This window comes from Hahella sp. HN01, from assembly GCF_018986435.1.
GTDB lineage: Bacteria > Pseudomonadota > Gammaproteobacteria > Pseudomonadales > Oleiphilaceae > Hahella.
In genome coordinates, this window is the sequence record NZ_JAHMIN010000036.1 from 26048 (window position 1) to 52407 (window position 26360).

The window sequence follows — 26360 nt, forward strand, 5'->3', positions numbered from 1 at the left end:
CCTGCAAAGTTGACCTACTCTCATAATGGATGTGATCCCGTAATCAAACACAGATACTGAATCTTTAATGTCGTGCGCGGCGACTGACGCACTGTGTCTGCCATATCGTCGCTCGATTGACCGTTTTCAATTAATAAAAAGCAGTTATTTCATGGCTAGTGAACTTCATCAAACCCAGGTTGACCTCGATGGACTGTTGGAGGTGCTGGGGCGCAATTTATATTCCACTCCCGCCGTCGCAATCCGGGAGCTTATTCAGAACGCGCATGACGCCTGCGTGCGTTCCCGCCTGGAGACAGGCCGCGACGGCGATTTCGCCATCCGCATTCAGGCGGACAGCCACCGCAACCAGATTGTCATCACCGATAACGGCTCCGGCCTCACCTACGAGGAAGTGCTGAAATACCTCGCCACTATCGGATCAGGCTATACCCGCGTGTTGCGGGACAGCTCCCATAATGAGGACATGGTGGGGTATTTCGGGCTAGGTTTTTTATCCGCCTATGTCGTAGCGGAGAAAGTGGAAGTCTGGACGACGTCCTACCAGACGCCGGAGCAGACCTGGTATTTCTCCACCGCCGGCGGCAAGAAATTCGCCATTTCCGCTACTGCGCCAGCGCAGGTGGGAACTACAGTTAAGCTTCACCTGCGGGAGGAGTTTTATCACCTGGCGGAAAGCGATTTATTACAGGGGCTGATTGAACGCTACTGTTGTCTGCTGCGCGTCCCCATTTTTCTGAATAACGACGATGAGCAGGTCAACAGTCTGGTAGCGCCTTGGCGACTGGACGCCGCCACATCCGAATTACAACGCAAGAAACGACGCCTGGAATTCGCCACTATTTTCGAAGGCGCCTTTGAACCCTTGTGCGCCATTCCCATTCCTGAAAATAACCCCTGGAGTCTGAAAGGCTTACTTTGGGTGCAGGATCGCGGTGGTTACGCCACCTCGGACTACCGCAATATTTCGGTATTCGTGCGCAGTATGTTCATCACCGGAGAATGTCGTGAATTGTTGCCGCTGTGGGCGGGATTCGCAGGCGGCGTAGTGGAGTCGGTGGCGCTGTCGCCGACGGCGAGCCGTGAAGATATTCAAAAAGACGAGCGCTTTTATGAAATTCGCGACTTTCTGGCCGAAACGCTGATTGAGGGCCTGCGAACCGTCGCCGCCAACGAGAGCAGCGTGTGGCGACGTATTCTCAGCCGCCACAACCAGACGTTGTTAGGGGCGGCGTTGAGCGATGACCGTTTGTTTGAGGTCATGCAGAACGACCTGAAAATACCGACCACGATTGGCGATGTGACGCTTCCCGCGTATCTCAAGCAGAGCGGCGGCGTGATTTATATCCGTAATGAAGACAAGAACAGCCAAGAAGAGCTGCTGTTCCGGGCGCAAATGAAGCCATTGGTCTCTGGCTATCTTTATGCCGCCTCTGGCTTTTGTCAGAAGTATGCGCACTGGAATCAGCTGAAAGCCCACATTCTGGGTAGCGGTGATACAGAAACCAAGCTGTTCGCCGAAGAGACGGTGGATAAAGCGACTCACGACAAGCTGGCGGCGCTCTTGTTGCGCAAAAATGAGGCCTTGTCCTGCGCGCGGTTTGAGCCGGCTCATGTGCCGCTGCTGGTCATCCACGATCAGGACGTGGCGCTCAAGAAGCGAATTGAGCGGGATGAGGCGGATAAGCGCATCGGATCAGCGGCGTTGAGTCTGGCGCGGCTGCATACGCAAGCCATTTCGGCGGAAATTGAGCGACGTCTGTACGTCAACCTGAATTCGCCTCTGGTTGCGGCCATGATGGACGCGTCTCAGGAGTCGGCAAGGCATTTGGCGGTGGCGGTTCGGGCCTATATGGAGTCGTTAACCCATCAGGTCGACGATAGCGACTCTAATTTTTCCGATGAACTCAAGCGCTTCAGCGAGGCGTTGCTGGCGATCACGCGAGGGGTGTAACGATGGATATCTGGAATTGGGTTCACGAACGCGTCTCGGCGTTGAGAGAAAGTGGCGAGCATCGTCTGGCGGATTTTGTCTACGATATTTCCCATTATTCGGTGAATGATGAGCACCACAAAGTGGATGCGCTGTACCCGGAAGCGTTGAGTCTGGCGCGCAAGAACGGCGATAAATGGCTGGAGATCTATTTTCGTCACTGGCATCTGCAAAGTCAGGTGCTGACCCGGCGTAAAGGCCAGGCCATGTTGGGCGAGGCGGTGGATTTATTGGAGTTCGCTCACCGCGAAGAAACCCGTGACTGCCCGCAAAGCATCTGTGTCGTACAGGATCTGGCTTGTTGTTATGCGATTACCGATGGCCCTGGCTATGTGGAGGAAAGACTGGCGGTGGCGCAGGAAACCTTGAGCAGGATCGATGCGTCCTGGCCCTGTTTCACCTGTATTGGCGGCGAATACAACAGCGCGTTGATTGACGCGGGTCGATTCGAGGATGCGCTGGCTTCTATCCGCGATCAGAAAAAGGCGTTGACCGCCAGTCATCGTTCGCCTGATGACACCAATATGCTGTTTTGCCAGTTGGACGCCCTGATTGGACTGCATCGATACGAAGAAGCGGAAAAGCTGGCGCGTAAAGCCAGAAATGACGGCGGCGGAGAACATTTCGAGCGCCGCAGAAAGAACTATCTGGCGTGGTGTCTGGCGTTGCTGGAGCGTGCGGAAGAGGCGGAGGAAGCATTGCTAAGCTACGACGAGACCATGCTGTCTCCCGCGTTTTTTGAGCCCTGGATCAAGACGAAGGAAGTGTTGGCCTCCAAGCAAGCCAGCGCCAACTCGGAAGAGCTGGATTTGCAGATTAACGCTATGTTGACGGAGCTATTCAATAGCAAAGCCTGGCGAGATACCGTCAATCTTGGATTGGTGCAGGCTCAGCTGGCGTTGGCCCGTGGCGCCGTCTCTATCGCCCGCTTATGCGCCCAGCGCGTGGCGGAAGCGGTACAGCAACTGCACCGGGATTGCGGCGCCACAGAAGAACTGGCTGCTCTAAATGAAGCAGTCACTAAGGCCGAAGTGCAAAGAACGCCATGGGAATTCTCCGAAATTGAACAGTTCCTTGAACAACAGGCGGAAACCCGTGAAGCGGCGTTGGAGATGACTACAGACGCCTTGCGGAAGTGGCCGGACGACGAGCGAGTATTGCTCGAATACACCCAACTCTTGGACGCCAGCGGCTGGAGTGATGCGGCGCTTGCGGTATTGCGGGAGAAATCCGGTTTTCAGACTCCACGGTTGTTGATGACCTACGGCAGTATTCTCATCGAACAGGATCATACGGATGAGTTCTTGCGGGAATTCGGTGCGGAAATTGACCCTGCACTGGACGATGATCTGTTTTGTCGTTTGTGCTGGCTGAAAATGCGCTTCTACTCCAATAGCTATCCGCAACAGGCCTATGAGCATGTCTGTAAATTGATCGATCGCTCACCAGAAGCAGGTTTCGCTATTGCCGCCGCTGCGCGGCTGGCGATGAAACTCGGTAGCTATCAGGAGTCCGTTAACTGGTGGACGCGTCTGATTGCGTTGGACCCGGAGGAAATCAGTCTGCATTGGGACCGTATGGTTCCTGCGACTATCGCTGGCGACTGGGTTTGCGTCAGGGAATCCATGCAAGTCTTGGGGATGGATGTTCCTGAAGGCGAAGGACCTATCGATGAAGACAGCATTTATGTGAGAGTTCGCTTTACGGATGCGGATGGGGAGACGCGGGATTATCTGGCGGTGCGCAATGGTCCGGTCACGGCTCGCGTCATCGGTTTGGCCAGACTCGGCGAACCCCAACGTTTCGGGTGTGAAGTGGTGTTTGACGCTGCGCCGTTGAACAAACTGGATCAGGAGGACGAAGAAGGAGTTATGCGTGATAGCGAAGGGTATTACACTTTGCTGTTTTCCGTCGTGCATATCCTTAAAGCTCCTGAATATGACTACTTCGCCATTGATGGAGCGCATCCCGGCGATGAAAATCTGGCGCGTTTGCAGGATGGCCTCGCGGAGCTGCAGGTGCATTTTGATCGTCGCAGCAATGAAGACTATGTCCTGTATCTGGAGGACGATGCAGAGTTGCCTGGAGTCTATATCTACATCGCGGTTCCCGTCAGCTCAGACTTGGATGCCGTCAATGTGCTACTGAGCGGTTTTTCCGCTGAGCTGGAGCATCCTCTGATTTGGCCGGACTTACTGGAAAAACTGGGAGATGAAGCGGCTTTGGAAGCGCAGATGGAAATTCAGGAAAAGTACGGTTTGTAGTCGACAAGAAGGGCGGTGAGTCGCCCTTCTTGTATTCGTTTCAAAGGAAGAGACTATTTCACGATAGGCGTGACTTTTGAGCCTTCCAGAGATACGCCCGCCATCAGGCCTTTGTTGGAGACGACAAAGGCGATGATTGGCTCTTGTATGGTGTTGGTGTCGATTGACTTGCCTGCGCCGAATTCGGCAATGGCGACGCTGCCGTCGACGCCGACTTCCCAGCCTTCGCTTCGGGTGAACTTGTTAAGCGCGTCGGACGTCATGAACAGCATGACGACAGTTTTCTCCTGTACCCCCGCCTGAAAGCCGATGGATGCGGAAGCTATATTGTAATAGCTCTGAATGACGTCGCCTTTCACCAGTGCGCCTTCGCCGTATTCGCCGCCGACAATGAAGCCGGCTTTCAGTATTTCAGGAAATACCAATACGCCCTGCGCTTTGGAAGCGAGCTCTTGCCCAGAAGGAACTTTGTTGTAGAAGACTTTCAGGGCGGCGTTCACTTTGGCGTCAATTTCCACTTTGGACGCAGCGGAAGCGTTGAAAGCGACGCCAAGAATCAATAGCAGGGAATAAATGAGTTTTTTGGTTTTTATCATCAGATGCATACTTCCAGTCATTGAATGAGTTCGCACTATTATAAGCCTAACAAGCCCCGGTAAAACTGTGGTTTTCCGGGGCGTATCAATAGTTTGAGTTATTCGTCGTATCCGAAAGGGAACATATGCTGGCGCACGATGCCTTTGGGTACGGTTTTGTTGTTCAGCAGTCCGTAACTTTTTGGCCATTCTTTACCAGGCAGTTTGAAGGTGCCGAACAGCATATCAATAATCGGTAAGTGAATCGCATAGTTCTTATAGGCGTAAGCAGGGTCATCCGCATGGTGCCAGTGGTGATACTGCGGCGTTACCAGAATGTACTTGAGGAAGCCAAAGTTGAAGTTCAGGTTGGCATGCGCCAATACCGCTTGTACTCCCACCAGAATAACGTATGCGTTCAATGCTTCGGCGGAGAAGCCCAGCAGGAACAGAGGAACCATAACCACGCTGCGAGTAATCAGTATTTCAACCAAATGTACGCGGGAACCGGCCAACCAATCCATGTGTTTGCTGGAGTGGTGCACTGCATGGAACTTCCACAGAAATGGAACCGTGTGGTACAGGCGGTGGAACCAGTACTGGGAGAAGTCCGCCATGAATACAGCCAGCAGAAACTGCGCCCAGACAGGCATGGATTGAATAGCGTCACGCAGGGAGTCAGAAGCTACCCAGCCAACCAGATACGTGGATGAGGATGTGGTGAAAATCAGAATGAACTGCACCAGCATGTGGCTCATAAAAAAGTAAGCCAGATCGGTGCGCCACTCAGGACGCAGTGTATGCGTTTCCCGCTTCTGCGCGAATGTGCGCTCCATGGGAATAAAGACGAGGGCGGAGAAAAACAGCGCCAGAATGAACCAGTCCAGACCCAACGAATAAGGGGTTTCGCCAATGCTGTTGAGCTGAATGTCCGCGCCGCCTGCGACCACTGCAGCGGTGGAAAACAGCACGCCGGTCATGCTGAGGCGCTTCTGCTGGTTCAGCAGGAAACTGAGCAGTCCAAGTATAAAAGAGGCGCTAAGCGCCACCAGCAGAAGAGTGCGAGCGAACTGTTCAGTATAAACCTGACGCAATTCCTGCGTGGTCAGATATTCAGGGAAATGGAAACACAAAACTGCAAGGAAACTGAGAATGCCAAGTGTGGCGGAAATGTATCCGGAAATACGGCCCTGGCCAAACTTGAAAGGCGCATGACCATGACGGCTGAGATAATCGTTGATCAGTTTCATAATGTCTTCCCGAGGGTAAGCGTTAAATATCGCATAAGCGAGATGTTGTCGTGGAAGCCATCATGGAATATTTCCAGGCGTCCGGCTATCAACGCTTTTGGGGTGTTGGGATATTCGCAGTTTGGTATCGAATATCGATACCAAATACTGGGAAGACTTTAAGACGGATCAGTATTTTGAATCAGGGATATACCACTAATACCTCTTCGGCCAAAGACTGGCTCTTCAGGAAATCGGCGATGGCGCCAAATGTGGTGGTTCTGATGTCGCCAGAATGGTCGGAGGTGCGAAACTCCTTCGCGATCAACGGCGCAAGCAGTCCTTTCAGCGGCCCGAGTTTGATCTCTTGCGGTTGGAACCATGCATGCTCATTGACCTTGATCTGTTTAATGCTGTCGGTTTGATAGATCGAGGCGAAAAGAATATCCAGCACATATTCTGTGCAGTTCTGATATTTGGTGTTGAACGGGTTGGACACCATTGAATAGTTATTGTTGTGAACGCTCTCCAAAATGCCTGACTCCAGGCTTTGCAGTATCCGCTGTTGCAAGGCCGGGGCAGGTATGATGACGCCAGCCTTCAAGACTTTGGCGCCGGAGAAAAAGTCGATGGGATAATCCATCGCCAAATGACTGCGACGGGGATTGTCATCGTCTTGATATAAATTGTGGATGGCGTATCCCTTCAGCGTCTCTCCCTGTTCTGTGGTGATGGTGGAGTAGACGGCGAGTCCGGTATGGGTGAATTCCACGCCTTCCGGGAGGTCCTTGCTGGGAACGCCCTGTCTGGCCAGCAAGAACACGTAGGCGCCTCGCGCTGCGGCGGTTTTCTCGACTTTTTTCGCAAAGGTCGCGATTTCTTCCGCTGTGAAAGGAGAGGGGCCTTCTTGTTGGCGACTCCCCGCGTAAGCGCTGGACTGAAATAAAAAGAGGCTTACGGTCAGCGCCACAAGCCGGACTAACGCAGCGAATGCGATGCGTGCTCCCGATATGGAGCCTGATGCGGACATAGTAAGCCTCTTGTGCGTTGACTTAGCGGGCTGCGACGGCGAGTGCGGGAGCCGGGCCTGCCGTCACGCTTTCGTCAGATACTTCCAGTTTTTTGCCGGTAGCGCTGTTCCACAGCGGCTCAGCGATCTTGGCGCTGGCTTCGCCGACTACTGCGATGGCTTTAAACGGAACCGCTGCAGCGCCTGACGCCAGTTTGACGCCGCCGGAGACGGTGTTGGTCGTCGCCTGCGCGGAATGCGTCGCAGCTTGAGAGAAATGTTGCATGCTATCCGCCGCGAAGCTGGTGGATGCAAACAGCAAACAGGCGCTTGCTGTTAACGTAGAGATCATTTTTATCGCCATAGCGTATACCTCACTTTCTTGTATTGCTGAAAAAGGTCGAGGACGCAAACGTCGCCAACCTCAAGGCCGAACCAGCATGAACCTGGGCTGAACAAAAGCGATAGTAAGTCAGGTAAAGTCGCAGGTTGTGGGCTCAAAAGTATCGTCATCCACGACTTTGACTATGGTCAAAAGGGGATAGCGTTGAGCTTTTCACATGGCGGAGAGGTTTTTATTCTATAGTGAACACAGGGCGAAATATCTTTTCAGAGGACGATCTATGACAACCAAAAATAAAGGTTTGACCAATCACGAAGTCACTGTTTGCTTAACGGGCGGAGCGGTGCTGGGCCCTTTCAAGGCGACCTGGAGCACGGAGGTGGTCAGTGATGTGAGAGAGTTGCTGAAAGACTACGACGCTTTCTTGCAAACCGGTAAACAAACGCGTTTTAAGTACCATTTGCATGACGCAGAGAAGCGTCTGTCCCACACACTGGTGTTGCATTTCACCAATGTCGCCGGCATCTATGACTGCGTGGAATTAAGCGAAGGCTGAGCGCAGAGAGCGCTCAGGATTGGCGTACGTAAACCCAGTTGGTGGCGCCGTTATCGCAAACGATAATAGCGTCCGACAGACCGTTGCACTGATTGATATCCGATGGCAATTCTTTCGAATAGCGCGGCTGGATCGCCATGGCGGATTTATCCCGCTTCAGGAAGCCGTACATGGTTTCAAAACGATCTGAAAAACTCAGGTTTTGCTTTTGGATATCTTTGAAGGAGTAATAGAACTTGGTGAAGCTCATGGTGGCGTCGCCCAGGCCTATCTCCAACATTTTTGGGATGTAGACGCGATAGGCTTGAGACAGATAATCCTTCACCGCTGTTTCATTGGCGGGGKCGCCCTGGAAGGACGGCAGGTTTAATTTGTTGTTTTCCGTCAGAGCGCCTTGCTTCAAAAATTTGTTCTGCTTGTTGGTCGCCAGATGATATTGGTGAGAGCCGCAGGTTATCTGGTCCTTGTAGAGCAGGCAGTCGTTGGCGGCGGGAGCGCTGGATCGGGTGGCTGGTTGCGCATCCGCCTTAGGCTCCGGGCGAGTACTATTTTTGGAAGCGGTTGCGGGAGGCGTGGCGGCGGTTTCGGTTTTCCGCGGCTTCTGCGACTTGCCGGCGCCGGGCAGCGATAGTCCCAGCTTGGCGGCGGGGCGTTTAAGCAGCAGCGCCTGAATCTGGCGGTCGTTGCGGCGAAAATCTTCCAGTTTTGGCAGCGTGGCCCCTTCGCCTTTGTCCTGAATTTCGCAGTAGAGGCGCTCCATATCAGTGCGGGCCTGAGCCTGACAGTCCGCCAGACTGTGCGAACTGAACGCAGCAGCGCCAAGCAATACGGATGTTTGTGTAAGAGAGAGTATTTTATTTTTCATAGGGCGCTAGCATAGCGGATCGACGGGACTAAACTGAATAGGCCATTTTTCAGCCTGCCATAAGGCTGCAATCGCTTCTCATATGCCTGGGCGCTGCTTGCCAAGATTTCATCTCTCCGCAATGGGATTTGTGCTAGCTTTGTAGGCGGCCCTGCCTTCCCGCTGGATTCAGGGATTCCCGTTCAATTACTTACCTGTCGAAAAGGATAAAACATGGCTTCTATCACCTTAAAAGGCAATCCGGTTGAAACCAAAGGCGACCTGCCTGCCGTGGGCTCCAGCGCGCCGGATTTTACTCTGGTCAAACCTGATCTGTCCGAGGCGACGCTGAAGGATTACGCCGGCAAGCGCCTGGTGCTGAATATTTTTCCCAGTGTGGACACGCCGACTTGCGCCACGTCCGTTCGCAAGTTCAACGAGAAAGCAAGCAAGAAAGACAACACAGCCGTGCTGTGCGTTTCCGCCGACCTGCCATTCGCCATGGCGCGTTTCTGCGGCGCGGAAGGTTTGCAAAATGTGGATAACGGCTCTGTATTTCGCAATGCCGAGTTCGGTGATCGTTATGGTGTAACGGTGATGACCGGTCCTCTGAAAGGGCTGCTGTCACGGGCGGTTGTGGTTATCGACGAATCCGGTAAGGTGCTGCATAACGAGCAAGTAGCGGAAATCGCCGACGAGCCAGATTATGAAGCGGCGCTGGCTGCGCTCTAAGCTGCTGGTAAGGCGTGTGAACGCCTGAGGTAAACGAGACCGGCGCGTTTAGCGCGCCGGTTCAAAGATTAAGCCAGTACATTCTGAATCCACGCCGAAATATCGTGGATCTCTTCCAGACACACACTGTGATCCATCGGGTAAGTGCTGTACTCCGGCGCATATCCCATTGTCTGCAGATGGCCGAGGGCGGCCCGTCCCAGACTCTCCGGCACGACAGAATCCACCGTTCCATGACAAATACGGATGGGAATGTCGCGGTTCGCCGGGTCAGGCTTCAGACTGGCGACGGTGGCCAGATACGTGGAAAGCCCCATCAGGCCCGCCAGTGGTTTAGGGTAGGTCAATGCGGTCTGATAGGCGACTGCTCCGCCCTGGGAAAATCCCGCTACGATAATGCGGCGACTGTCTATGCCGCGCTCGATCTCTCTGTCCACTAATGCGCGCACCGCGTTGGCGGATGCTTGTAAGTGCGCCTCGTCCACTTTGCGTTCTATGTTCATTTCCAGAATGTCATACCAGGCCGGCATGACGTAACCGCCATTGATCGTGACCGGGATAGACGGCGCATGGGGAAAGATGAAGCGTACCGCCATGTCTTCGGGCAGACGCAGCTCCGGCACGATGGGGGCGAAGTCGTTACCGTCGGCGCCGAGGCCGTGCAGCATGATGAAGGCGGCGTCCGCGGGTTTATTGGGTTCAATTTCAATATGAGGCAGTAGTGCCTGAGTGGGGGCTAGGATAGTCACGTGATAGATTAACCGATGCTTTTTTCCAGGATGGATTGTTGTTTCATATGTTCGAAGCCAAGTTTGCCATAAAACTCCAGCGCTTCCAGCCGCACGGCGTTGCAACGCACGCGCAGTCGTTCGCAACCACGCGCCTGCAGCCACTCAGCCGCCGCCATCACTAATTGTTTGCCCACGCTTAAACCGCGTCCGTTTTCGTCTACGACCAGACTGATAATCTCGCCGAAGCATCCTTCAGCCAGTCGAACGTCCATACTGGCTTGAATGCAGCCGACGGCGACGCCGTCTTTTTCTGCGATGAAGGTTTCGCCGCCTCGCTCGGCGATCAGGGCGATTCTATCTGACGTTTCCTGAGGTGAGACGGCGTAACCCAATTGCGTCATTAAATGGGAGATGGGAGTTGCGTCGGCGCAAGAGGCCGCTCTGATATCGATTGTCAGCATAGGCGTAGTCGGATTCGCTAGGTTGGAGTCTGGCCCGAGCCGGGCGTCTGACGGCTGGTTGTGCGTCTAATATAGCCTGAAACGGGGGCGTAAAGAACTGTGGCCGATCTTGGCTTTGAGCGATGACGTTCTGATGACAACGGGCGCAGCTCATTTCAACGCCAGCCGATCCAGGCGCAAACGGTGGCGCTCGTCGAACAGACGCCAGATGGCCAGGCGGTTGGCGATCCAGGTTCCAAAGCCGGTGGCTGCGACAATCATCAGGAATATCATGATCTGATAGGCGACGGCGGTTTCCGGCGGACTGCCCGCGAGGATCTGCCCCGTCATCATTCCGGGAAGGCTGACGACGCCTGCTGTGGCCATGCCATTTATGGCCGGCGTCATACCCGCATGCAAGGCCTGTCGGCGTTGGTCTTGAATCGCCTCCTCGGCGGGTTCGCCGAGCATAAGGCGGCCTTCAATGAGATCTTTCTGGTTTCTGGCCCCGGCGGTGAGACGATCGAGGCACAGTGACACGCCGTTCAGGGTGTTGCCGAGAATCATACCCAGCAAAGGAATGGCGTATTGCGGTTTATACCAGGGCTCCGGTTGGATAAGCGCCAGCAGGACAATCAATATCATGGAATAGGAACTCGCCGTCATGGCGAACAGACCGATGCGGAAAGTCCAGCCTTCCGTGAATCTGTGTTCTTGTCGCGCGCCGACTTCCCGTCCCGCCATGGCGGCCATAAACAGGCAGACCATAAGCACCCAGGGCAGCGAAGTCTGGGCGAACAGAAACTTCAGCGCCATACCGATCAAGCTCAGTTGTATCGTCAGGCGCGCGACGCCGATCAGTATGCCTGAGCTAAGGTCCGGCGCCTGTCGCCAGTTGATCCAGGCCAGACTGCACACCAGCAGTGCGCATAAGCCCAGGTCCCAGATGCTTAAATGAATAATGCTCATCATGCAGCCTAAAAATGGCGCTTAAACTTGGAAAGTGGGAGTGAGTTCGCTCAGCTCTCTCACTTTATCGTCAATGATATTCCAGAAGCGATTGGCCAGACGCAGACATTGCTCCTGATCGTGGCTGACCAGACAGATCGCCCGGCCTGGCTCCGCCAGATAGGCGGTGAGCATCCGCTCGATGCGCTCACGATTACGATTGTCCAGATTGGCGCTCGGCTCATCCAGCAGCGAGACGGCAGGCTCGCGCGACAGGGTGCGGATCAGGCCCAGGCGTTGACGTTCGCCACTGGAGAGACGGCTCGCTTCCCAGCCCGCCACATCAGGATTGAAACCGGCTTTTTCGTACCAGGAAGGCGGCATGCCGGCGGGCATATGCTCTCCCACTGTAGGCAGCCACCAGCGGCACTCGCTGGGGGTGAGCATCACCCTGCGCCGCCACTCCGGCGCTGGAATCTGATCGCAGGCTTCTCCGCGCAGGAAACAGGTTCCAGAATGCGGGTCCAGATCGGCGATAGCCCGTAACAGCAGGCTTTTACCACAGCCGGAAGGGCCGCTCAGAGCGACGCAGTCACCCTCGTAAAGGTGATTGGAGAAAGGTTTGAGAGAGCCTATGGCTAGGTCTCTAAGCGACAACAGCGGCATTGCGTCAACCTGCTCACGTCCGTGAGTATCACGAAGGTCTGCTGAAAATCAGGCCAGGGGAAATTGTTCGCTTACAGCTTGCGGCGCCTCATTGGCGACGGGGTGGAAGTGCTCCGCTAGGGTCGCTTTTAATTGCGCCGCTCAATAAAAGTCTATCGCAAAATTCGTAGAACGCCCGTAAAACTTTGTGGAATGATGGGCGGTTTTTTTAGGCCATTTACAGACGTTTTCTAACTCCCTGATTGTTATTAACATGGCGATGATCATGGCATGTTAATATCCGGGTGCTGACACATGGCGCGGCCGCTCACATCCATAAAATGGATCACTCATGAAGATACTGCTGCTATCCGCTTACGATGTAGACAGCCATAAACGTTGGCGACAAGGTTTGCTGAATGCGTTCCCGGAACACGATTGGGTTTCGCTCAGCCTGCCGCCTCGCTTCTTTCGCTGGCGCATTCGCGGGGCGCCAATCAGTTGGAGCCTGTATGAAGACGAAGCGCTGCGAGGGGCGTATGACCTGATCGTAGCCACTTCCATGGCGGACGTCGCCACCCTGCGCGGGCTGTATCCGAATCTGGCGGCGACTCCATTGCTGGTCTACTTTCACGAGAATCAACTGGCCTACCCCTGTTCCGAGGAACAGCACGACAGTATCGATCCGGCCATGGTGAATATCTACGCCGCACTGGCCGCCGACCGTGTGGTGTTCAACACGACGTTCAATCTGGAATCTTTTCTCGCTGGCCTGGAGAATCTGATCGCCCGCTTGCCGGATGCAGTGGACGCAGAATTGTGTCGCCGCATTCGCGATAAAAGCCAAGTGATTCCCGTTCCACTGGAGGACGAACTACTGCGTTTTTCGCGGGAGGAAAACGGCGATCAGCCGTTGACCATCGCCTGGAATCATCGGGTGGAATACGACAAAGGCGTGGATGACTTGCTGATGATATTGCGGCGGCTGCGGGCGCGGACCCATGACTTTCAGCTCGTCTTGCTCGGACGTCGCTTCAGACAAGCGCCTCCCGCCTGGAGCCAACTGCAGGAAGAATTCGCTGCGCATCTGCTATTCGATGATTTCGCGGAAAGTCGCGAAGCCTACTGGCGCTGGCTGAGTCGCGCCCATGCGGCGCTATCCACGGCGCAGCATGAGTTTCAGGGACTGGCGATGATGGAGGCTGCGGCGCTCGGTTGCGCGCCAGTGACGCCGGATCGCCTGAGTTATCCTGAACTGTTTCCGCAGAGTCGCCGCTATCAGGGTATTGATGAAGCCGTTGATTTGTTGCTGGACGCCCCATCCGCGAGCCCTTGCGATATGGGCGAGTACGCGTGGAGCGCGTTGCGCGGCGTTTATGCAGATGTGTTGAACAAGACGGCGGATCGACGGTGATGGCTCACAAGAGATTGCCTAAACAGCGCCTGTCTCTGCGTTGTCGAGATGAATCGCGCGGTGCGCAAGCCGGCTGACGTCCTCGCTTTGATGGGTGACCATTAGCAGAGTTTTGCCGAATCGCTCCGCCATCGTGCGGGTCCACTCTGTCGCGAGGCGACGGGTGTCCGCATCCAGCTCTGAGAAGGGTTCGTCCAGTAGAATCAGCGGCTCTGGCCGCAGCATGGTGCGCAGCAAAGCGGCTCGCTGACGCTGTCCCCCTGAGAGGCGGCCGGGAAGTTTGTCCAGCTGGTCGGCGATTCCCAAAGCCTGGGCTTGGTTGGGGATCTCAGACTGCATCGCAACGTCCACCCCCAGTTTCAAATTCGCCATGACAGTGAGGTGTTCGAACAGGTTGTAGTCCTGAAACAACATGGCGACTGGTCGCTGCTCCGGCGGCGTGTGGGTGAGGTCCCTGTCTTCCCACGACAGGTGTCCTGCCTCGAGCGCGACAAAGCCGGCGATGGCCTCCAGCAACGTAGATTTCCCCACGCCGCTGACACCTTGCAGGGCGATGATTTCCCCTTGGGCGACTTGCAGATCGTAATGCAGGGTGCGGGCGCCCCGTTTAATTTGAAGTGCGCGGATTTCAAGCATGACGGGGGGATTGTTTCTCCAGATAAAAAATCAGCAGGCCGCAGACGCCCAGGAACACCATGGAGGCCAGTGAGGCTTCGTCCAGGCGATAAGTGCTGGCGTAACCATAAATCAGCCAGGGCAGGGTGACGAAGTCCTGGTTGCCGAAAATAGAGTAAATCGCCACGTCCCCCATGGCCAGCATACCGACAAAGGCGGCGGCGGTGCGAATGGCCGGCGCCATATAGCTCCACTCAATGCGTCGGCGCTCCCGGGAAGTCAGTTTCAAGGAAAGAGACAAGCGGTGGTATTGACTGTCGAAGTTCAATAGCGCGGGCTTCAGTTGCGATGCGGCGAAAGGAACGGTGATCAACCCATTAATCGCCGCCACCAGCCAGATGCCCCAATGATCCAGGTCCAGGTGCGGCAATAGCAACACGAACAGTCCAACGGACAGCACCATGGCGGGCACCGCCAGCGAATGCGAGGTGAGCCAGTCCAGCCACAGCGCGGCGGGGGATTGTTGCATACGAGCGCGGCGATAGGGGCGCAGGGCGCTGTAGGCGAGGCTGATCGACAACACCGTCGAAACGACGCCCAGGCCAAGTGTGATCAGTAAGGGACGGCTTAGAGAACGCCAGAATTCCATATCCACGCCGCTATGGATTACCCGCGGCGTCAGCGCCAGCAGCGGCGCCAATAAAAACAGCCAGCCGCAGGCGTAGAGCAGGCGATACGCCAACTGTTCAAGACGCGTCGCCGGCGGACGCAGTTGCGCTGGCGCAGAGGCGGGACTGAGCCAGGACACTTTGCCGCAGAACGACACCAGCAGAAACGCGGAGCCGGCGATCAACAATTGTACCCAGGCCAGCGCCAGGGCTTCAGAGATATTGAAGTCGTATTTCAACGCCTGATAAATGGCCACTTCCAGGGTGGTGGCCTTGGGGCCGCCGCCCAGCGCGAGCACTACGGCGAAGCTGTTGAAACAAATGACGAAGATAAAACCCAGCAATAGCCAGGTGGCGCTGTGCGCCGCGGCCCACTCCAGGCGCCGGAAACGCTGCGCGCGGGTGAACTTGAGCTGGCGCGCCAGACGCCAACTGGCGTCGGGAATGGACTGCAGACGCAAATACAGGGTGCGCACCGCAAAGGGTAGATTAAGGTAGATATGCGCGATCAGGATGCCGCTCAGGCCATACAGGTTCCAGTCGTCTCCCAATAATGGACTGAGACTGCCGGAGCGACCCAGCAGACTGATAATGCCGGTGATGACGATCAGCGTCGGCATCACGAAACAGAGCACGCATAGACTGAGAAACGCGCGCTTGTGCGTGCTGTCCTTGAGATAACTGAGCGCCAACGCCATCGGCCAGGCCAGGACGACCGACAACGCAGCGCTCAACGTCGCCTGCAACAGAGTGAAGCGCAGGATGGCGAGAAAGTAGGGATCGCTGAAATAGCTCCAGTCGAACTCGCTGCGATTGAACCCAATCAGGCCGCCGAAGGCCAGGGCCGTTGCGGTGGCGACCAAACCCAGGGCGGGCCAGCCGGCCCATTTGCCTGAGGTGAATGCGCTCAGCTTCATCAAAGTACAACCTGCATGGAAAAAGCCGACCAGTTAAGACAACAAATAGAGATGGCGGCGCTTATTGAGCGACGGCGCTGCGCCATTCCTTGATCCATGTTTTACGGTTCGCCGCGATGTACTCCGGCGTTAACTCAATGGGCTTGGGCTGAATCAGCGTATCGAAAGCGCTGGGCAGTTTGACCCCCTTGCGGACCGGCAGCATCCAGTTGGTCACGGGGATGACTTCCTGCGCTTCCTGAGAAATCAGAAATTCAAGGAAGCGATTGGCCAACTCCTTCTTCTCGCTATTCGCCGCAATGGCGGCGACTTCCACTTGCATCACATGGCCTTCGCTGAACAGCGCCGCCTTGTATTGCGATTTGTCCTCCGCCACCTGGTGATAGGCGGGAGACGTGCTGTAGCTGAGTACGTAATCCGCGTCGCCTTCCAGGAACATGCTGTAGGCTTCCCACCAGCCTTTGGTGACGGTGACGGTATGTTGCGCCAACTGTTTCCAGGCGTTTTCCGCCTGATCGCCATATGCGCTCTTCATCCACATCATCATGCCCTGTCCCGGCGTGCTGGTGCGCGGGTCCTGATAAATCACCGAGGCGGATGAGTTCACCAGCTCTTGCAGAGATTGCGCCGGCTGCTTGATTTTCTGGCTGTCGTAGATGAATGAGAAATAGCCGTAATCGAAAGGTACGAAGTCTTTATCGCTCCATTTCAGCACTGGCGTCAGGGCGTCGAAGGCGACCGAGTGCGGCTGCACCAGACCTTCTTTGCGGGTTTCTTCTATCAGTCCGGTGTCCAGACCCAGCACCACATCTGCTTTGGCGTTCTTGCCTTCGATGCGCAGCCGGTTAAGAATGCTGACCCCGTCTTCCAGGGCGACGAATTTAAGATCGCACTGACAGGCGGCTTCGAAGTTTTTTTCCAGCGCGGGACCAGGTCCCCATTCGCTGATGAAGGAGTCGTAGGTGTAGACCGTCAGCTCTTCCGCCGCGCTGGCGCTGGTGGCGAAGGTCGCGACAGAAACGGCGATAAGCGTACGGGCGACGCGAGATACGGATGCAGTGTGAAACAGGTTGTACATGGAGGCTCCTCTAAACAGCGAGGCGCGGAAGCGGCGGCTTGATCCAGAAAGCGATTAGCCGGCCTCATTTCCTACGCCAGCATTAACTGGATCAGGTTCTACGGGTACACTCTCAGCCTGACTGGCGCGCATTCATGCGCAATGGCGCGTCGAATAAACGCAGTGGAGTCAGGCGCCCCGATGAGACTGCCCGGATTCTAACCAAAAGCGATGGGACAATCTACGCGGACGCAGGATATTTTGCAGTGAGGAAACTCTGTCTGCGCTGGCGTAATGCGAGTAAACCTTAACAAGGAGTCAAGACAGGATGGCGTTTACAAAGATGGAAACCGAGCGTTTAACGCTGCGGGTGGTGAGTCCGGAAGACGGTCCGGCGCTAAACCAGACAATCATAGAATCTCTGGATCAGCTACAACCCTGGCTGGACTGGATGACGCCGCCGCCGAGCGTAGAGGAGACCGCCCGCTGGTGTCGGCAGGCATACGCTCGCTATCTGCTGGAGGAAGAAGTGAACCTGATGCTGCTGCGCAAGGAAGATGGCGCGTTGGCGGGAGTGTGTGGTTTGCGTAAGGCCAACGCCGCTTTGCGTCATCATGAGGTGGGCTATTGGGGCTCGGCGCGCCTGCAAGGCGCCGGTTATATGACGGAGGGCGTAAAGGCGTTGGCGGAGTACGCGTTGCTTGAGCTGGCCGCCAGCCGGGTTTATCTGACCACGGACGAACGCAATCTCAGCAGTCGCAAACTGGCGGAGCGCGCAGGATTTCAGCTTGAAGGCGTGTTGCGCAATGAGCGCATGGATAACCAGGGACAGTTTCGTAACACCTGCGTGTACGCGAGAATTGCGGCGGGAAACTGGACTACCCATTAACCTGTCGCCCCCATTAACTGTCACAGCCATAAACTTTTCACACCCTTAAATAATGAGCATGGCATGAGCGATATCCTACAGTCAGAAGAACCCACACAACGCCCGTTTGTTGCGGAGCGGCTGCGGGCGGCTGACGCCTTTCTGGGGACGGGGATGGACTGGCGACTCATGCTGGCGTCAGGTCACAGCAATATGTTGTTTCGAGCGCAGGGTCCGCAAGGCGATTTGGTGCTGCGTATCAACGCCAGCTCGTTACGCGCCTTTGGCGTTGACCGGCGACTTGAGGCGGATGTGCTGCGACTGATCCAGGGCGCTCGCTGGGCGCCGCGAGTGCTCTGTAACGCGTGGCGGGAAGGTTGGCTGTTGATGACGCATCATGGCGCCAGCCTGACCGAAGCCGGTGATCAGGACGTCGCCTCGCAACAGACCGTCGAGCAGTTACTGGCGTTCGTCGCAGATCTGCAGCGCGTCACGGAAGGGCCCGCATTTGATTACCAGGCTTTGATGGCGCTCTATCGACGTCGTCTTCAGGAGCGCGCCGCTGTGGCCGCGCATCAGGCTTGTCTGCAGCAACTGGAAGATGCGTTTTCCGCTATTCCCAACGACGCAATGGCGCTGACCCACCATGATCTGCACTCAGGCAATCTGTGTCTGGATCAAGGACAGCTGATCGTGCTGGACTGGGAATATGCCGGCTTGGGCTGGCCCTGGCTGGACATGGCCTCGCTCCTGCAACACCACGATCTTGAAGCGGATGATTTATACGCCTTGCCCGTTTGCGCCAACTTGAGCGCAACAGAAATCCAACAGCGACTGCATCTTGCCGCGCATATCAATCAACTCCTGGAACAACTTTGGTTTGCAGTGAGAGAAGAGCAAACCGGCCAGGCTTAGACGTTACCTTGACCCACAGACGTGAGCATGCCCAAATCAGAGGCGTGTTCAAAAACAAGTATTTCAGGGAGCGAGGGTAAGGTGAAAATTGAAGAGATAGTGAAAGACTTTGAAGAGTACAGGTGCGACAAAACCAGCGCCGCTCTGGATATTGCCGAGCTGATAATTCTTGAAAAGCGCCCTGAAAAAATAAGTACGCTTCCTGTTGAGATAAAAGAAGAAATTAATACTTTGATTCGGGTTTATGAAAGTGAGGGCGCTGTGAAAATAGTGACAAGCTCAGGTTTAGAGCATGATTTTACCGAGCTGGCCAAAGGACTCTGTCACGTCATCAAGCGCTATTCCAAGAGTTAGCGCTTAGGGAGGCTGATCTGTCTCTAGTTGGGCTTAATATGTTCATGTCGCAGATATTTTAAGTCAGTTCTAATAAGTTATAGACGCATCACGAGTTCCAGTGTCGGCTTCTTTCTCTTCTTCTTTTTGTTCTACATCGCGCTCTTCTGTGGCGGGCGCATGTAGCGGTAGTTCTATTTTGACGACGCAGCCGTGTCCGACGGCGCTGGAGATGTTGATGGTTCCGCCCAATACGTTGGTGACCAGTTGATGCGTTAGGTGCAGTCCCAGGCCGGTGCCGCCCTGGTTGCGTTTGGTGGTGAAGAAGGGGTCGAAGACTTTGGGCAGGATTTCCGGGGGGATGCCGGCGCCGTTGTCGCGGACTTCTATTTCCGCAATCTGATCATCGCGGCGCTGAGCGGTTAGCCAGACTCTGCCCTGCGGCGTATCTTGAAAGGCATGTTTCATGGCGTTGTTGACCAGATTTTCCAGCACTTGGCTTAAGGCTCCGGGGTAACTGTCCAGCTCCAGCCCGGCGTCGATGTCCGTCACCAGTTGGTGCTCTCTTTTGTGAATGCGCAGCCAGGTGGTCAGCAGCATGTCCTCAATCAGTCCTTTCAGCGAGAATACCCTGCGTTCGGCTCCGGCGCGGTCCGTGGCGAGCTGTTTAAAGCTATGCACCAGTTGCGCCGAGCGATTGAGGTTGCTGAGGATGATGGCGGAGCCTTGTTCGAAGCGGGTGAAGTAGTCGTTCATATCGGAGCGGCGCAGACCGCGTGCGAAGGCTTCTTTTAATTCTTCCGCCTGTCGTTGCATGGAGGACAGCGTTACCAGCGAGGCTCCGATGGGGGTATTCAGTTCATGGGCCACACCGGCCACCATCATTCCCAGGGATGACAGCTTTTCCGCCCGCACCAGCTCGTCCTGAGTTTGCATCAAATTATCCAGTGACTCTTTCAGCAGTGTGTTGGAATGCTCCAGCTCGCCGCTGCGTGCGCTAAGCTGTGTATTAAGCGAGTCTCTTAAGGCGTCGGCTCTGGTGATGCGGATGGCGACCAAAAACAGAATCACCCAAAGCCCGATGATCACCCCCAGTGTGGTCGCAAGCGCCTCCCGCTGCAGCGCAGAGACGGCGGCTGGGTCCACATTCACCACCAGTTTCCAGTATTGATCATCCTTATTCAGGTTCGAAGTGGGTGAGAACGTGGTGAACAGCCAGAGTCCATCGTCATCCGTGAAGGTACCGTAGTTTGCCTTGGCGATGCGTTCCCAGCCTTCAGGATGGCGAACGCCAAAGCGCGATTCGGTGCGCTTGAACATAAATCCCCATTCTTCTTTGGGATTATCGCTCAACAGCCAGTAGCCATCGGAGTTCAGCAAGTGCAGGCGCAGGCTGGCGGGCAAGTGTAGGTTGCGCAGAGCCTGCAGCATCAGATTGGCTTTGTAGTTCAGCACCACCAGACCGTTATGCTCGCCTTGATCATTGTGAATGGGCGTCACTACGCGTATCACGGGGTTATGGGGAATCTGGATGGAGCCGTGTTCGACATTAAGGTCCAGCGGAGAAAAGTAAATTTCATCCGACTTCAAGGCCATGCCGGAGGTGAAGTAGTAGCGCTGGCTTTTTTTCTGCAACTGTTCGTCAGGAATGCGTATTGCTTGAGCGCCGAACATTTCCACGCGCACTAATTCACTGCCGTCTGGGCCTAGCCAGCGAACTTGGTCGTAGATGCCGGATGCCTCGGAAAAGTCCTGCAACAAGTGTTCAGCGCGTTGTTTGTTTTCCGGCGTAGCGTTGCGAATCGCTTTATTGTGCGCAATAAAACGAATATCCGTAGCCAGATCGCCGAAGTTTCTGGCCATGGTCTCGTAGGCGGAGCTGAGCGAACCGGAGGCGCTTTCCTGCAGGGGAGACAGCTTATTATCCAGCAGGTAGTCGTACAGAAAGAATGAAAGCGCCAGTAGCAGCATGCTCCAGGGCGCAATCAAATTCAGCAGGCGTTTGCGGATGTGGTATAGAGAAGGCTCCTGAATAGTCATGGGGGCGTCAGCGTCGTTGAGCCAGCCATTGCAGCAGGTCATCCACCTCCATTGGGCGGGCGTAGAGATAACCCTGCACGCTCCTGCAGCCGTTGTCGAGCAGCCATTGCGCCTGCTCCTTGGTTTCCACTCCCTCGGCGATAATGTCGAGATTGAAGCTTTCTCCCAATTGAATAATCGTTTTTGCGATCGCGGCGGCGCCTTGATCGGTGGTGACTTTATCGATGAACGATTTATCGATCTTCAATCTGTCCACCGCAAGGCGACTCAGGTAGGCCAGGGAAGAGAACCCCGTGCCGAAGTCGTCAATGGCGACGGCGACGCCAATCTCCCGCAGGCGCTCCAGCTTATCCCGCACCAGTGAGAAGTTATGCATGACCGTGGACTCGGTGATTTCGACCTCGATCTGCTGGGGTCTGATTCCCACCGCCTCAGCGCTGCGTATGAGCGTGTCCACCATATCGTCCTGTTCGAACTGGATAACGGAATAGTTCACGCCGATGCGGATATCGCGATAGCCGGCGTCCTGCAAGCGGTGGCAGGCGGCGCAGCCCTGGGTGAGAATCTGTTGCCCCAGGGGCAGTATCAGGCCGGTGGTTTCCGCCAGAGAAATAAATTGATCCGGCCGGATGTGCGTGCCGTCTTCCATGCGCCAGCGCGCCAGGACTTCCACACCGGTGACCTGCTTGGTCTCCAGATCCACTTGCGGCTGCAGGACGGCGTAGATGCTTTGTTTGGTCAGGGCGTCCTGGAGCGCCTGTAACAAGTGAAAGCGACTTGCGGCGGCGGCTTCGGTCTCCGGATCGTAAGTGGTGTGCTGGCGGATGCCGCGCTTTTTCGCCTGCTTCAGAGCGATGCCGGCGCGGGTGATGACTTCCGGCGGCGAACTGTCAGGATGGTTGAGCGGATAGATCACCGAGCTGATATTGAGCAGTTTTAAGCTCTTCTCAGAGGCGGACAGGCCATTGAACAAACCGTCCAGCTTGTCGACGGACACCTCGTTGACGCCTCCCAGCACGGCGAACAGGTCGTCTTTGACCCGGGAAACCTGAACGGTTCCGTTGAAGGCGTCTTTGAGCCGGCTGGACACTAGTTTCAAAACCGAGTCGCCGTATCGGGCGCCCAATGCTGTGTTGATGCTGGCGAAGCCGTCTATATCCACCAGCATCAGCTGATACTGGTTTCTATCCGTGCGAGAAAGTATCTGACTTAGCCTGCGCAGCAATGCATTACGGTTGGGAATGCGCAGAGTATCGTCTTCGTAGGCCAGGCGCTCCAACCGGTTGAACAAGGAAACGTTTTGCAAGCCATTGGAGATGTTCAGGCTGAATACACGAATCAGCTCCTGTTCGGTGGAGTCGAGTGGATGGCCCGTCTCAATGTAGGCGGCGTAATCGGCGGCGCCGATAGGGTCGAGAAAGAACAGGCAAGTGAATTCTTTCTCATGGATGGACTTGCGGGACTGCAGGCACTGGTTCAGATGCTCCCGCACCTTGGGCGCTTCAAACTCCATCAAGGTTTTGCCGACGCAGTTGGAATATATTCCACCGGCGCCAATGATATAGCTCTCGCGACTTTCCGGCTGGGAGGTCGTATACGCTTTGGCGCACACCAGCCCGTCAGGAGGCAGTCCCAGAAGTTTGGCCAGCTCCGCCAGCATGCGCGCGGAGAACTCCTGCAGGTTTTTGGCGGAGTAAACGGAGTCGCTGGACTCGGCGATCAACTGTAATCCCCGCTTCGCCCGCGCGATTTCCCGAATCTGAATGTAAGAGCGGGCGCAGCCGGTCATTACCGTTTGCAGACGGGTGTCGGTCAGCTCGGACTTAGTCCAGTAATCATTGATGTCGTATTCCTTCATGACGTCCAGCATGGGCGCCATGCCGGGCTGTCCGGTCAGCAGCACCAGACGTATTTCCGCATTGCCGAGCACTTCCCGGATGGCGCGCACGAGGCGGAGGCCCGCGTCGTCGGTCTCCATCACCACATCCACCAGAGCAATGGCGATGTCAGCGTGTTCTGAGAGTAGTTTGGAGGCTTCTGCGTAACTGTAGGCGCGAAGTATCTGAAGGGGGCGGTCCAGGACTTTCAGACCGGCGAGTGCGAACTCCGTGGAGCGCTGGTAGTTGAAATCGTCATCGACGGTGAGCACTTTCCAGGCTTCTCGCGTGATGTGCTCGGGCGTCTCCGGCTCATCCTGCGCGAAGCTGATTACATCGTCATCCATCGGCGTGGTTTCCATAATATCCTTCCGTTCTAAGAACCCCTGTCAACTGGTTCCGACCTTGTCAACGTTTTGGCTGGAAGGCGCGTCATTCAAGGGATGCGCGCGAGGGACAGCCTTGAAAAAAGCGGTTATTTTGAAGATAGAAGCGCGGAGAGTCACTGTCAATAAAGGATGTGACAGAGTCTTATAATTTAATCCGCGCGCCTTATATTCAAACTATTTGCCGCGTATTCTAAATACGGTTTTTCTATCTTGGTGGATTAACGCATGATCATTCTTTATCAGTTCCCTATTTCCCATTTCTGTGAAAAAGCGCGATGGGCGCTCGACTATAAAGGGCTGGAATATAAGGTGAAAAACCTGATGCCCGGGGCGCACATCAAAGCCATCAAAAAGCTGGCGGATAAGTCCACGGTGCCGGTCATTGAGCATGATGGAAAAATTGTGCAGGGCTCAGCGGAAATCATTAACTATCTTGATGGCCTGTCCTCGGACAGACCTTTGACGCCGGTGGAGCCGGGAGCAAGGTCCGCCGCTCTGGAGTGGGAAAAGTATCTGGATAGAGAGATTGGCGTTTCCATCCGCTGCTATTGCTACCACTATTTATTGACGCGTCCGGATCAGGTGGTTCCCATGCTGGCGCACCACGGGCCCTGGTACGGCAAGTGGCTGCTGCGTCTAGGCTTTGGCAAGTTAAGCAAAATTATGCGCAAGCACATGCTAATTAATGATGAAACGGCGGCGGATGCATTAAACCGCATCCGGGCGGCGCTGGCCCGTATCAATGAGCGCGTGGGGACCGACGGTTATCTGGTGGGGGATTATTTCACCCGGGCGGATCTGACCGCGGCCTCATTGCTGACGCCGTTTCTGCAGCCGGAATCCTTTGATATTCCATGGCCGCAAGACCCGCCGCCGGCATTGGCGCAGACCGTCAAAGAGCTGGAGCCGCAGCTGGAATGGGCGCGGCGGATCTACGCCCGTTATCGTTAAAGCATCAACTGGCGGCGCCTGGATTCTCTATACGCCGCTTCAGGCTTTGCAGTCCCTCCTCATACATGGGCGCCAACAGCCTTTCCAGCATCAGGCCGATGTAGCGGTTGAACAGGTTGAAGCCGTGCTCGGTGTCGAAGCCCCAAGTCACTCTCACGCCACTGTCGGCAGGCTGCAGGCGGTAAAACGCGGAAGCCTGGCCGTTATCGCCAAAGTCCAGCGCGACTTGAATCTCCTCTGCCTCTTTGACGGCGATAATCTCCTGATAGCCCTGACCCACTTTCGGGTCGTCGCTGCGCCAGCTCATCTTGGCTCCTACGCCGGATTGCGGACCTGAAAACTGATACTGAGCTTTGGGGTCCAGCTTGGCCCAGGGCGACCAGTCATTAAAGTTGCGGTAGCTATTGAGGAAATCAAACACCTGCCGCTGCGGCGCGTTAATCACCACACTGCGTTCGACATGAGTGGAGTCCGGTAGAAAAAAACCGGCGACAATGACCAATATGACGACGCCAAGCAGGATTTGCCCAGTGGATTTAAGCGCTTTCTTCATGGAGGCTTTCTCAATTTATTGGTTATCAGGTGACGGCGATGGGATTCGCCCACTGCGAATGTAGCCTCAGGCGCAGACTTTGCCAAGATTACCGGGGAAGATGAAACGCGGACGGATAAACATTCGGTTTTTCATTCAGTTAAGGTTCACGTTAGCTGGCTTATCGTAACAACCGTGATCGATAAACCTGCGAGGAATTAAAAATGAAAAAGTTACCGATGCTGTTATTGACCCTGGGACTGGCGATCGCCGGCGCATCCACCTCCGCGATGGCCCACGACGGCGGACGTCATGACGGTAAGCGTTACGATAATCACCACAACCACGGGCATCATGATAACCGTCGTCATCGTGGTGGACATCATAAGCATCATAACCGTCACCACCACCGTCATCATCGTTATTACAGACATCATGACGGCCGTAGATGGGATAATCGTTACAGCTATTACAACCATCGCCGCTACAACGATGACGGCATTGTCGTAGTCTTTCCCATCAAATAAGCATTGCGGATAGCCAATCGAGGCCCGGAGACGCAGCGGCTACAGCGCTGACTCCGGGCGCTCAGAACGGGTCTTGAACCGACCCCGGCGGCGTTCAGCCGAACGCCAGCATCTTGACCGCGGCGATCGCCGCCATGCCCCGTATCAACCACTTAAACTGGTTGATGTTCAGCTTTCTCAGCAGCCAATAGCCTACCCATGATCCGACCAGTAACCCGGGCAATCCCGCGAGGCTGCGCAGGGCGATATCCTCGTTGAGAAATCCCGCTGCGATCAGCAACGGCACTTTGGCGCTGTTCAGGATCATGAACGCCCAGGCGCGAGTGCCCACATAAGCTTCCTTGGACAGGCGCTGCTCCATCAGATACAGGCTGAGCAGAGGACCTGCGGCGTTCGCCGTCATGGTGACGAACCCGGACAGCAGTCCCATGGCCTGGGTGGCCGCCGGATGGCGCATGACGGCGGAGGGGCGATAATCCAGACAAAGCCCCAGCGCCAGGATCAACACAATCATGACGCCCAGCAACAGCGTGAACTGTTCTGGATTGATGCTGGAGAGCAACCAGATGCCCAGACCGATGCCGATTAACGCTAGTGGCAACAGGCGCAGCACGATAGGCCATGAGGCATGGCGGCCATAGCTTTTCACCGCCAGAATATCCGTGGCGATGTACATGGGAATCAGAATCCCCAGCGCTTCCGGGCCGGGATAGGCGATAGCGATAATCGGCAGAATGAGCAGCCCCATGCCGCCAATGGAGAACTTGGAGAAGCCGGTGATAAACCCGGCGGCGAGAATGCAGAAGAATGCGGTATCAAAGTCCATACAACCCCCTCAGATCTTGACGGGGCAAGCTTACTCCGTTATATGACCGTAAAATAACGATATATATCGCTCAAGTTGATCGGTATTATCGATTGTTGTGGTCGTTGATTTTGATGGGAGCT

At 55.4% G+C, this 26360-nt stretch carries 26 protein-coding genes and 1 riboswitch; of the genes, 10 read left to right on the plus strand and 16 right to left on the minus strand.

The annotated features are described in order from the left end of the window. Nucleotides 1-151 precede the first annotated feature (151 nt). Both KP814_RS26100 and KP814_RS26105 read left to right on the plus strand, forming a co-directional pair. The gene (locus KP814_RS26100) at nucleotides 152-1954 is read left to right on the plus strand and encodes an ATP-binding protein (protein WP_216739541.1); all 1803 of its coding nucleotides are present in this window, start codon (nucleotides 152-154) and stop codon (nucleotides 1952-1954) included. A gap of 2 nt (nucleotides 1955-1956) precedes the next feature. Continuing rightward, nucleotides 1957-4257: a hypothetical protein gene (locus KP814_RS26105; protein WP_216739542.1), complete on the plus strand. Its 2301-nt coding sequence runs from the start codon at nucleotides 1957-1959 to the stop codon at nucleotides 4255-4257. A gap of 53 nt (nucleotides 4258-4310) precedes the next feature. Here the strand turns inward: KP814_RS26105 and KP814_RS26110 are convergent, their stop codons facing one another. The 4 genes from KP814_RS26110 to KP814_RS26125 form a co-directional block, all read right to left on the minus strand. Then, complete coding sequence (locus KP814_RS26110; RefSeq protein WP_253938644.1) at nucleotides 4311-4853, minus strand: YSC84-related protein; 543 nt, start codon at nucleotides 4851-4853, stop codon at nucleotides 4311-4313. Between the two features lie 98 nt (nucleotides 4854-4951). After that, nucleotides 4952-6082, minus strand: coding sequence for a sterol desaturase family protein (locus KP814_RS26115; protein ID WP_216739544.1), 1131 nt, complete (start codon nucleotides 6080-6082; stop codon nucleotides 4952-4954). Between the two features lie 181 nt (nucleotides 6083-6263). Beyond that, the gene (locus tag KP814_RS26120) at nucleotides 6264-7091 is read right to left on the minus strand and encodes a DUF2145 domain-containing protein (RefSeq protein ID WP_216739545.1); all 828 of its coding nucleotides are present in this window, start codon (nucleotides 7089-7091) and stop codon (nucleotides 6264-6266) included. A gap of 22 nt (nucleotides 7092-7113) precedes the next feature. Beyond that, the gene (locus KP814_RS26125) at nucleotides 7114-7434 is read right to left on the minus strand and encodes a hypothetical protein (protein ID WP_127972897.1); all 321 of its coding nucleotides are present in this window, start codon (nucleotides 7432-7434) and stop codon (nucleotides 7114-7116) included. 259 nt (nucleotides 7435-7693) lie between these two features. On the opposite strand from KP814_RS26125, the gene KP814_RS26130 reads away from it, so the two are divergent. After that, nucleotides 7694-7969 carry a hypothetical protein gene (locus tag KP814_RS26130; protein ID WP_216739546.1) on the plus strand — a complete coding sequence of 92 codons (276 nt, stop codon included), beginning with the start codon at nucleotides 7694-7696 and terminating at the stop codon, nucleotides 7967-7969. Between the two features lie 13 nt (nucleotides 7970-7982). Here the strand turns inward: KP814_RS26130 and KP814_RS26135 are convergent, their stop codons facing one another. Beyond that, entirely contained in the window at nucleotides 7983-8834 is an 852-nt protein-coding gene (locus KP814_RS26135; protein WP_216739547.1) for a hypothetical protein, read from the minus strand. Between the two features lie 213 nt (nucleotides 8835-9047). Here KP814_RS26135 and tpx point away from each other — a divergent pair, with 213 nt between their 5' ends. After that, nucleotides 9048-9545 carry a thiol peroxidase gene (gene tpx, locus KP814_RS26140; protein WP_216739548.1) on the plus strand — a complete coding sequence of 166 codons (498 nt, stop codon included), beginning with the start codon at nucleotides 9048-9050 and terminating at the stop codon, nucleotides 9543-9545. A 68-nt stretch (nucleotides 9546-9613) separates the two neighbouring features. Here the strand turns inward: tpx and KP814_RS26145 are convergent, their stop codons facing one another. From KP814_RS26145 to KP814_RS26160, 4 genes are all read right to left on the minus strand, one after another. Continuing rightward, nucleotides 9614-10294, minus strand: coding sequence for an alpha/beta hydrolase (locus KP814_RS26145; RefSeq protein WP_216739549.1), 681 nt, complete (start codon nucleotides 10292-10294; stop codon nucleotides 9614-9616). 8 nt (nucleotides 10295-10302) lie between these two features. Continuing rightward, nucleotides 10303-10737: a GNAT family N-acetyltransferase gene (locus KP814_RS26150; RefSeq protein ID WP_216739550.1), complete on the minus strand. Its 435-nt coding sequence runs from the start codon at nucleotides 10735-10737 to the stop codon at nucleotides 10303-10305. A gap of 150 nt (nucleotides 10738-10887) precedes the next feature. Beyond that, a complete protein-coding gene (locus KP814_RS26155) occupies nucleotides 10888-11685 on the minus strand; it encodes an ABC transporter permease (protein WP_216739551.1) in 798 nt (265 codons plus the stop codon). 21 nt (nucleotides 11686-11706) lie between these two features. Then, complete coding sequence (locus KP814_RS26160) at nucleotides 11707-12330, minus strand: ATP-binding cassette domain-containing protein (protein WP_216739552.1); 624 nt, start codon at nucleotides 12328-12330, stop codon at nucleotides 11707-11709. A gap of 331 nt (nucleotides 12331-12661) precedes the next feature. Between KP814_RS26160 and KP814_RS26165 the strand changes: the two genes are divergently transcribed. Further along, the gene (locus KP814_RS26165) at nucleotides 12662-13723 is read left to right on the plus strand and encodes a DUF3524 domain-containing protein (RefSeq protein WP_216739553.1); all 1062 of its coding nucleotides are present in this window, start codon (nucleotides 12662-12664) and stop codon (nucleotides 13721-13723) included. Between the two features lie 18 nt (nucleotides 13724-13741). On the opposite strand, the gene KP814_RS26170 is transcribed toward KP814_RS26165, so the two are convergent. The 3 genes from KP814_RS26170 to thiB form a co-directional block, all read right to left on the minus strand. Then, entirely contained in the window at nucleotides 13742-14359 is a 618-nt protein-coding gene (locus KP814_RS26170) for an ATP-binding cassette domain-containing protein (RefSeq protein ID WP_216739554.1), read from the minus strand. Continuing rightward, nucleotides 14352-15923 carry a thiamine/thiamine pyrophosphate ABC transporter permease ThiP gene (locus KP814_RS26175; RefSeq protein ID WP_216739555.1) on the minus strand — a complete coding sequence of 524 codons (1572 nt, stop codon included), beginning with the start codon at nucleotides 15921-15923 and terminating at the stop codon, nucleotides 14352-14354. Before KP814_RS26175 ends, KP814_RS26170 begins: the two co-directional genes overlap by 8 nt. Before the next feature lie 61 nt (nucleotides 15924-15984). Then, the gene (gene thiB, locus KP814_RS26180) at nucleotides 15985-17001 is read right to left on the minus strand and encodes a thiamine ABC transporter substrate binding subunit (RefSeq protein ID WP_216739556.1); all 1017 of its coding nucleotides are present in this window, start codon (nucleotides 16999-17001) and stop codon (nucleotides 15985-15987) included. A 51-nt stretch (nucleotides 17002-17052) separates the two neighbouring features. Then, nucleotides 17053-17191: riboswitch (TPP riboswitch) on the minus strand. Between the two features lie 117 nt (nucleotides 17192-17308). On the opposite strand from thiB, the gene KP814_RS26185 reads away from it, so the two are divergent. The 3 genes from KP814_RS26185 (at nucleotide 17309) to KP814_RS26195 (ending at nucleotide 19117) form a co-directional block, all read left to right on the plus strand. Beyond that, nucleotides 17309-17869 (plus strand): GNAT family N-acetyltransferase, encoded by a 561-nt coding sequence (locus tag KP814_RS26185; protein ID WP_216739557.1) that lies wholly within the window; start codon nucleotides 17309-17311, stop codon nucleotides 17867-17869. Nucleotides 17870-17932: 63 nt separating this feature from the next. Continuing rightward, nucleotides 17933-18763, plus strand: coding sequence for a phosphotransferase (locus KP814_RS26190; protein ID WP_216739558.1), 831 nt, complete (start codon nucleotides 17933-17935; stop codon nucleotides 18761-18763). 81 nt (nucleotides 18764-18844) lie between these two features. Continuing rightward, the gene (locus KP814_RS26195; RefSeq protein ID WP_216739559.1) at nucleotides 18845-19117 is read left to right on the plus strand and encodes a hypothetical protein; all 273 of its coding nucleotides are present in this window, start codon (nucleotides 18845-18847) and stop codon (nucleotides 19115-19117) included. Nucleotides 19118-19186: 69 nt separating this feature from the next. On the opposite strand, the gene KP814_RS26200 is transcribed toward KP814_RS26195, so the two are convergent. Together KP814_RS26200 and KP814_RS26205 are read right to left on the minus strand one after the other, a co-directional pair. Beyond that, complete coding sequence (locus tag KP814_RS26200; RefSeq protein ID WP_216739560.1) at nucleotides 19187-21178, minus strand: sensor histidine kinase; 1992 nt, start codon at nucleotides 21176-21178, stop codon at nucleotides 19187-19189. Then, entirely contained in the window at nucleotides 21144-23375 is a 2232-nt protein-coding gene (locus KP814_RS26205) for an EAL domain-containing protein (RefSeq protein WP_216739561.1), read from the minus strand. Before KP814_RS26205 ends, KP814_RS26200 begins: the two co-directional genes overlap by 35 nt. A gap of 252 nt (nucleotides 23376-23627) precedes the next feature. On the opposite strand from KP814_RS26205, the gene KP814_RS26210 reads away from it, so the two are divergent. Further along, on the plus strand, nucleotides 23628-24353 hold the full coding sequence (locus KP814_RS26210; RefSeq protein ID WP_216739562.1) for a glutathione S-transferase family protein: 726 nt from the start codon (nucleotides 23628-23630) through the stop codon (nucleotides 24351-24353). A gap of 4 nt (nucleotides 24354-24357) precedes the next feature. Here the strand turns inward: KP814_RS26210 and KP814_RS26215 are convergent, their stop codons facing one another. Then, nucleotides 24358-24906 (minus strand): SRPBCC family protein, encoded by a 549-nt coding sequence (locus KP814_RS26215; protein ID WP_216739563.1) that lies wholly within the window; start codon nucleotides 24904-24906, stop codon nucleotides 24358-24360. Nucleotides 24907-25109: 203 nt separating this feature from the next. Between KP814_RS26215 and KP814_RS26220 the strand changes: the two genes are divergently transcribed. Beyond that, on the plus strand, nucleotides 25110-25412 hold the full coding sequence (locus KP814_RS26220; RefSeq protein ID WP_216739564.1) for a hypothetical protein: 303 nt from the start codon (nucleotides 25110-25112) through the stop codon (nucleotides 25410-25412). A gap of 94 nt (nucleotides 25413-25506) precedes the next feature. On the opposite strand, the gene KP814_RS26225 is transcribed toward KP814_RS26220, so the two are convergent. Further along, nucleotides 25507-26238 (minus strand): sulfite exporter TauE/SafE family protein, encoded by a 732-nt coding sequence (locus tag KP814_RS26225; protein ID WP_216739565.1) that lies wholly within the window; start codon nucleotides 26236-26238, stop codon nucleotides 25507-25509. Nucleotides 26239-26360 lie beyond the last annotated feature (122 nt).

Excerpts from the sequence above, each read along its gene's own strand:
- thiB (WP_216739556.1), bottom strand. The coding sequence starts at position 17,001 with ATGTACAACCTGTTTCACACTGCATCCGTATCTCGCGTCGCCCGTACG.
- KP814_RS26210 (WP_216739562.1), top strand. The coding sequence starts at position 23,628 with ATGATCATTCTTTATCAGTTCCCTATTTCCCATTTCTGTGAAAAAGCG.
- KP814_RS26125 (WP_127972897.1), bottom strand. The coding sequence starts at position 7,434 with ATGGCGATAAAAATGATCTCTACGTTAACAGCAAGCGCCTGTTTGCTG.
- KP814_RS26220 (WP_216739564.1), top strand. The coding sequence starts at position 25,110 with ATGAAAAAGTTACCGATGCTGTTATTGACCCTGGGACTGGCGATCGCC.
- KP814_RS26175 (WP_216739555.1), bottom strand. The coding sequence starts at position 15,923 with ATGAAGCTGAGCGCATTCACCTCAGGCAAATGGGCCGGCTGGCCCGCC.
- KP814_RS26225 (WP_216739565.1), bottom strand. The coding sequence starts at position 26,238 with ATGGACTTTGATACCGCATTCTTCTGCATTCTCGCCGCCGGGTTTATC.
- KP814_RS26200 (WP_216739560.1), bottom strand. The coding sequence starts at position 21,178 with ATGACCTGCTGCAATGGCTGGCTCAACGACGCTGACGCCCCCATGACT.
- KP814_RS26130 (WP_216739546.1), top strand. The coding sequence starts at position 7,694 with ATGACAACCAAAAATAAAGGTTTGACCAATCACGAAGTCACTGTTTGC.
- KP814_RS26160 (WP_216739552.1), bottom strand. The coding sequence starts at position 12,330 with ATGCCGCTGTTGTCGCTTAGAGACCTAGCCATAGGCTCTCTCAAACCT.
- KP814_RS26215 (WP_216739563.1), bottom strand. The coding sequence starts at position 24,906 with ATGAAGAAAGCGCTTAAATCCACTGGGCAAATCCTGCTTGGCGTCGTC.
- tpx (WP_216739548.1), top strand. The coding sequence starts at position 9,048 with ATGGCTTCTATCACCTTAAAAGGCAATCCGGTTGAAACCAAAGGCGAC.
- KP814_RS26205 (WP_216739561.1), bottom strand. The coding sequence starts at position 23,375 with ATGGAAACCACGCCGATGGATGACGATGTAATCAGCTTCGCGCAGGAT.
- KP814_RS26115 (WP_216739544.1), bottom strand. The coding sequence starts at position 6,082 with ATGAAACTGATCAACGATTATCTCAGCCGTCATGGTCATGCGCCTTTC.
- KP814_RS26105 (WP_216739542.1), top strand. The coding sequence starts at position 1,957 with ATGGATATCTGGAATTGGGTTCACGAACGCGTCTCGGCGTTGAGAGAA.
- KP814_RS26185 (WP_216739557.1), top strand. The coding sequence starts at position 17,309 with ATGGCGTTTACAAAGATGGAAACCGAGCGTTTAACGCTGCGGGTGGTG.
- KP814_RS26120 (WP_216739545.1), bottom strand. The coding sequence starts at position 7,091 with ATGTCCGCATCAGGCTCCATATCGGGAGCACGCATCGCATTCGCTGCG.
- KP814_RS26190 (WP_216739558.1), top strand. The coding sequence starts at position 17,933 with ATGAGCGATATCCTACAGTCAGAAGAACCCACACAACGCCCGTTTGTT.
- KP814_RS26150 (WP_216739550.1), bottom strand. The coding sequence starts at position 10,737 with ATGCTGACAATCGATATCAGAGCGGCCTCTTGCGCCGACGCAACTCCC.
- KP814_RS26155 (WP_216739551.1), bottom strand. The coding sequence starts at position 11,685 with ATGAGCATTATTCATTTAAGCATCTGGGACCTGGGCTTATGCGCACTG.
- KP814_RS26110 (WP_253938644.1), bottom strand. The coding sequence starts at position 4,853 with ATGATAAAAACCAAAAAACTCATTTATTCCCTGCTATTGATTCTTGGC.
- KP814_RS26170 (WP_216739554.1), bottom strand. The coding sequence starts at position 14,359 with ATGCTTGAAATCCGCGCACTTCAAATTAAACGGGGCGCCCGCACCCTG.
- KP814_RS26100 (WP_216739541.1), top strand. The coding sequence starts at position 152 with ATGGCTAGTGAACTTCATCAAACCCAGGTTGACCTCGATGGACTGTTG.
- KP814_RS26165 (WP_216739553.1), top strand. The coding sequence starts at position 12,662 with ATGAAGATACTGCTGCTATCCGCTTACGATGTAGACAGCCATAAACGT.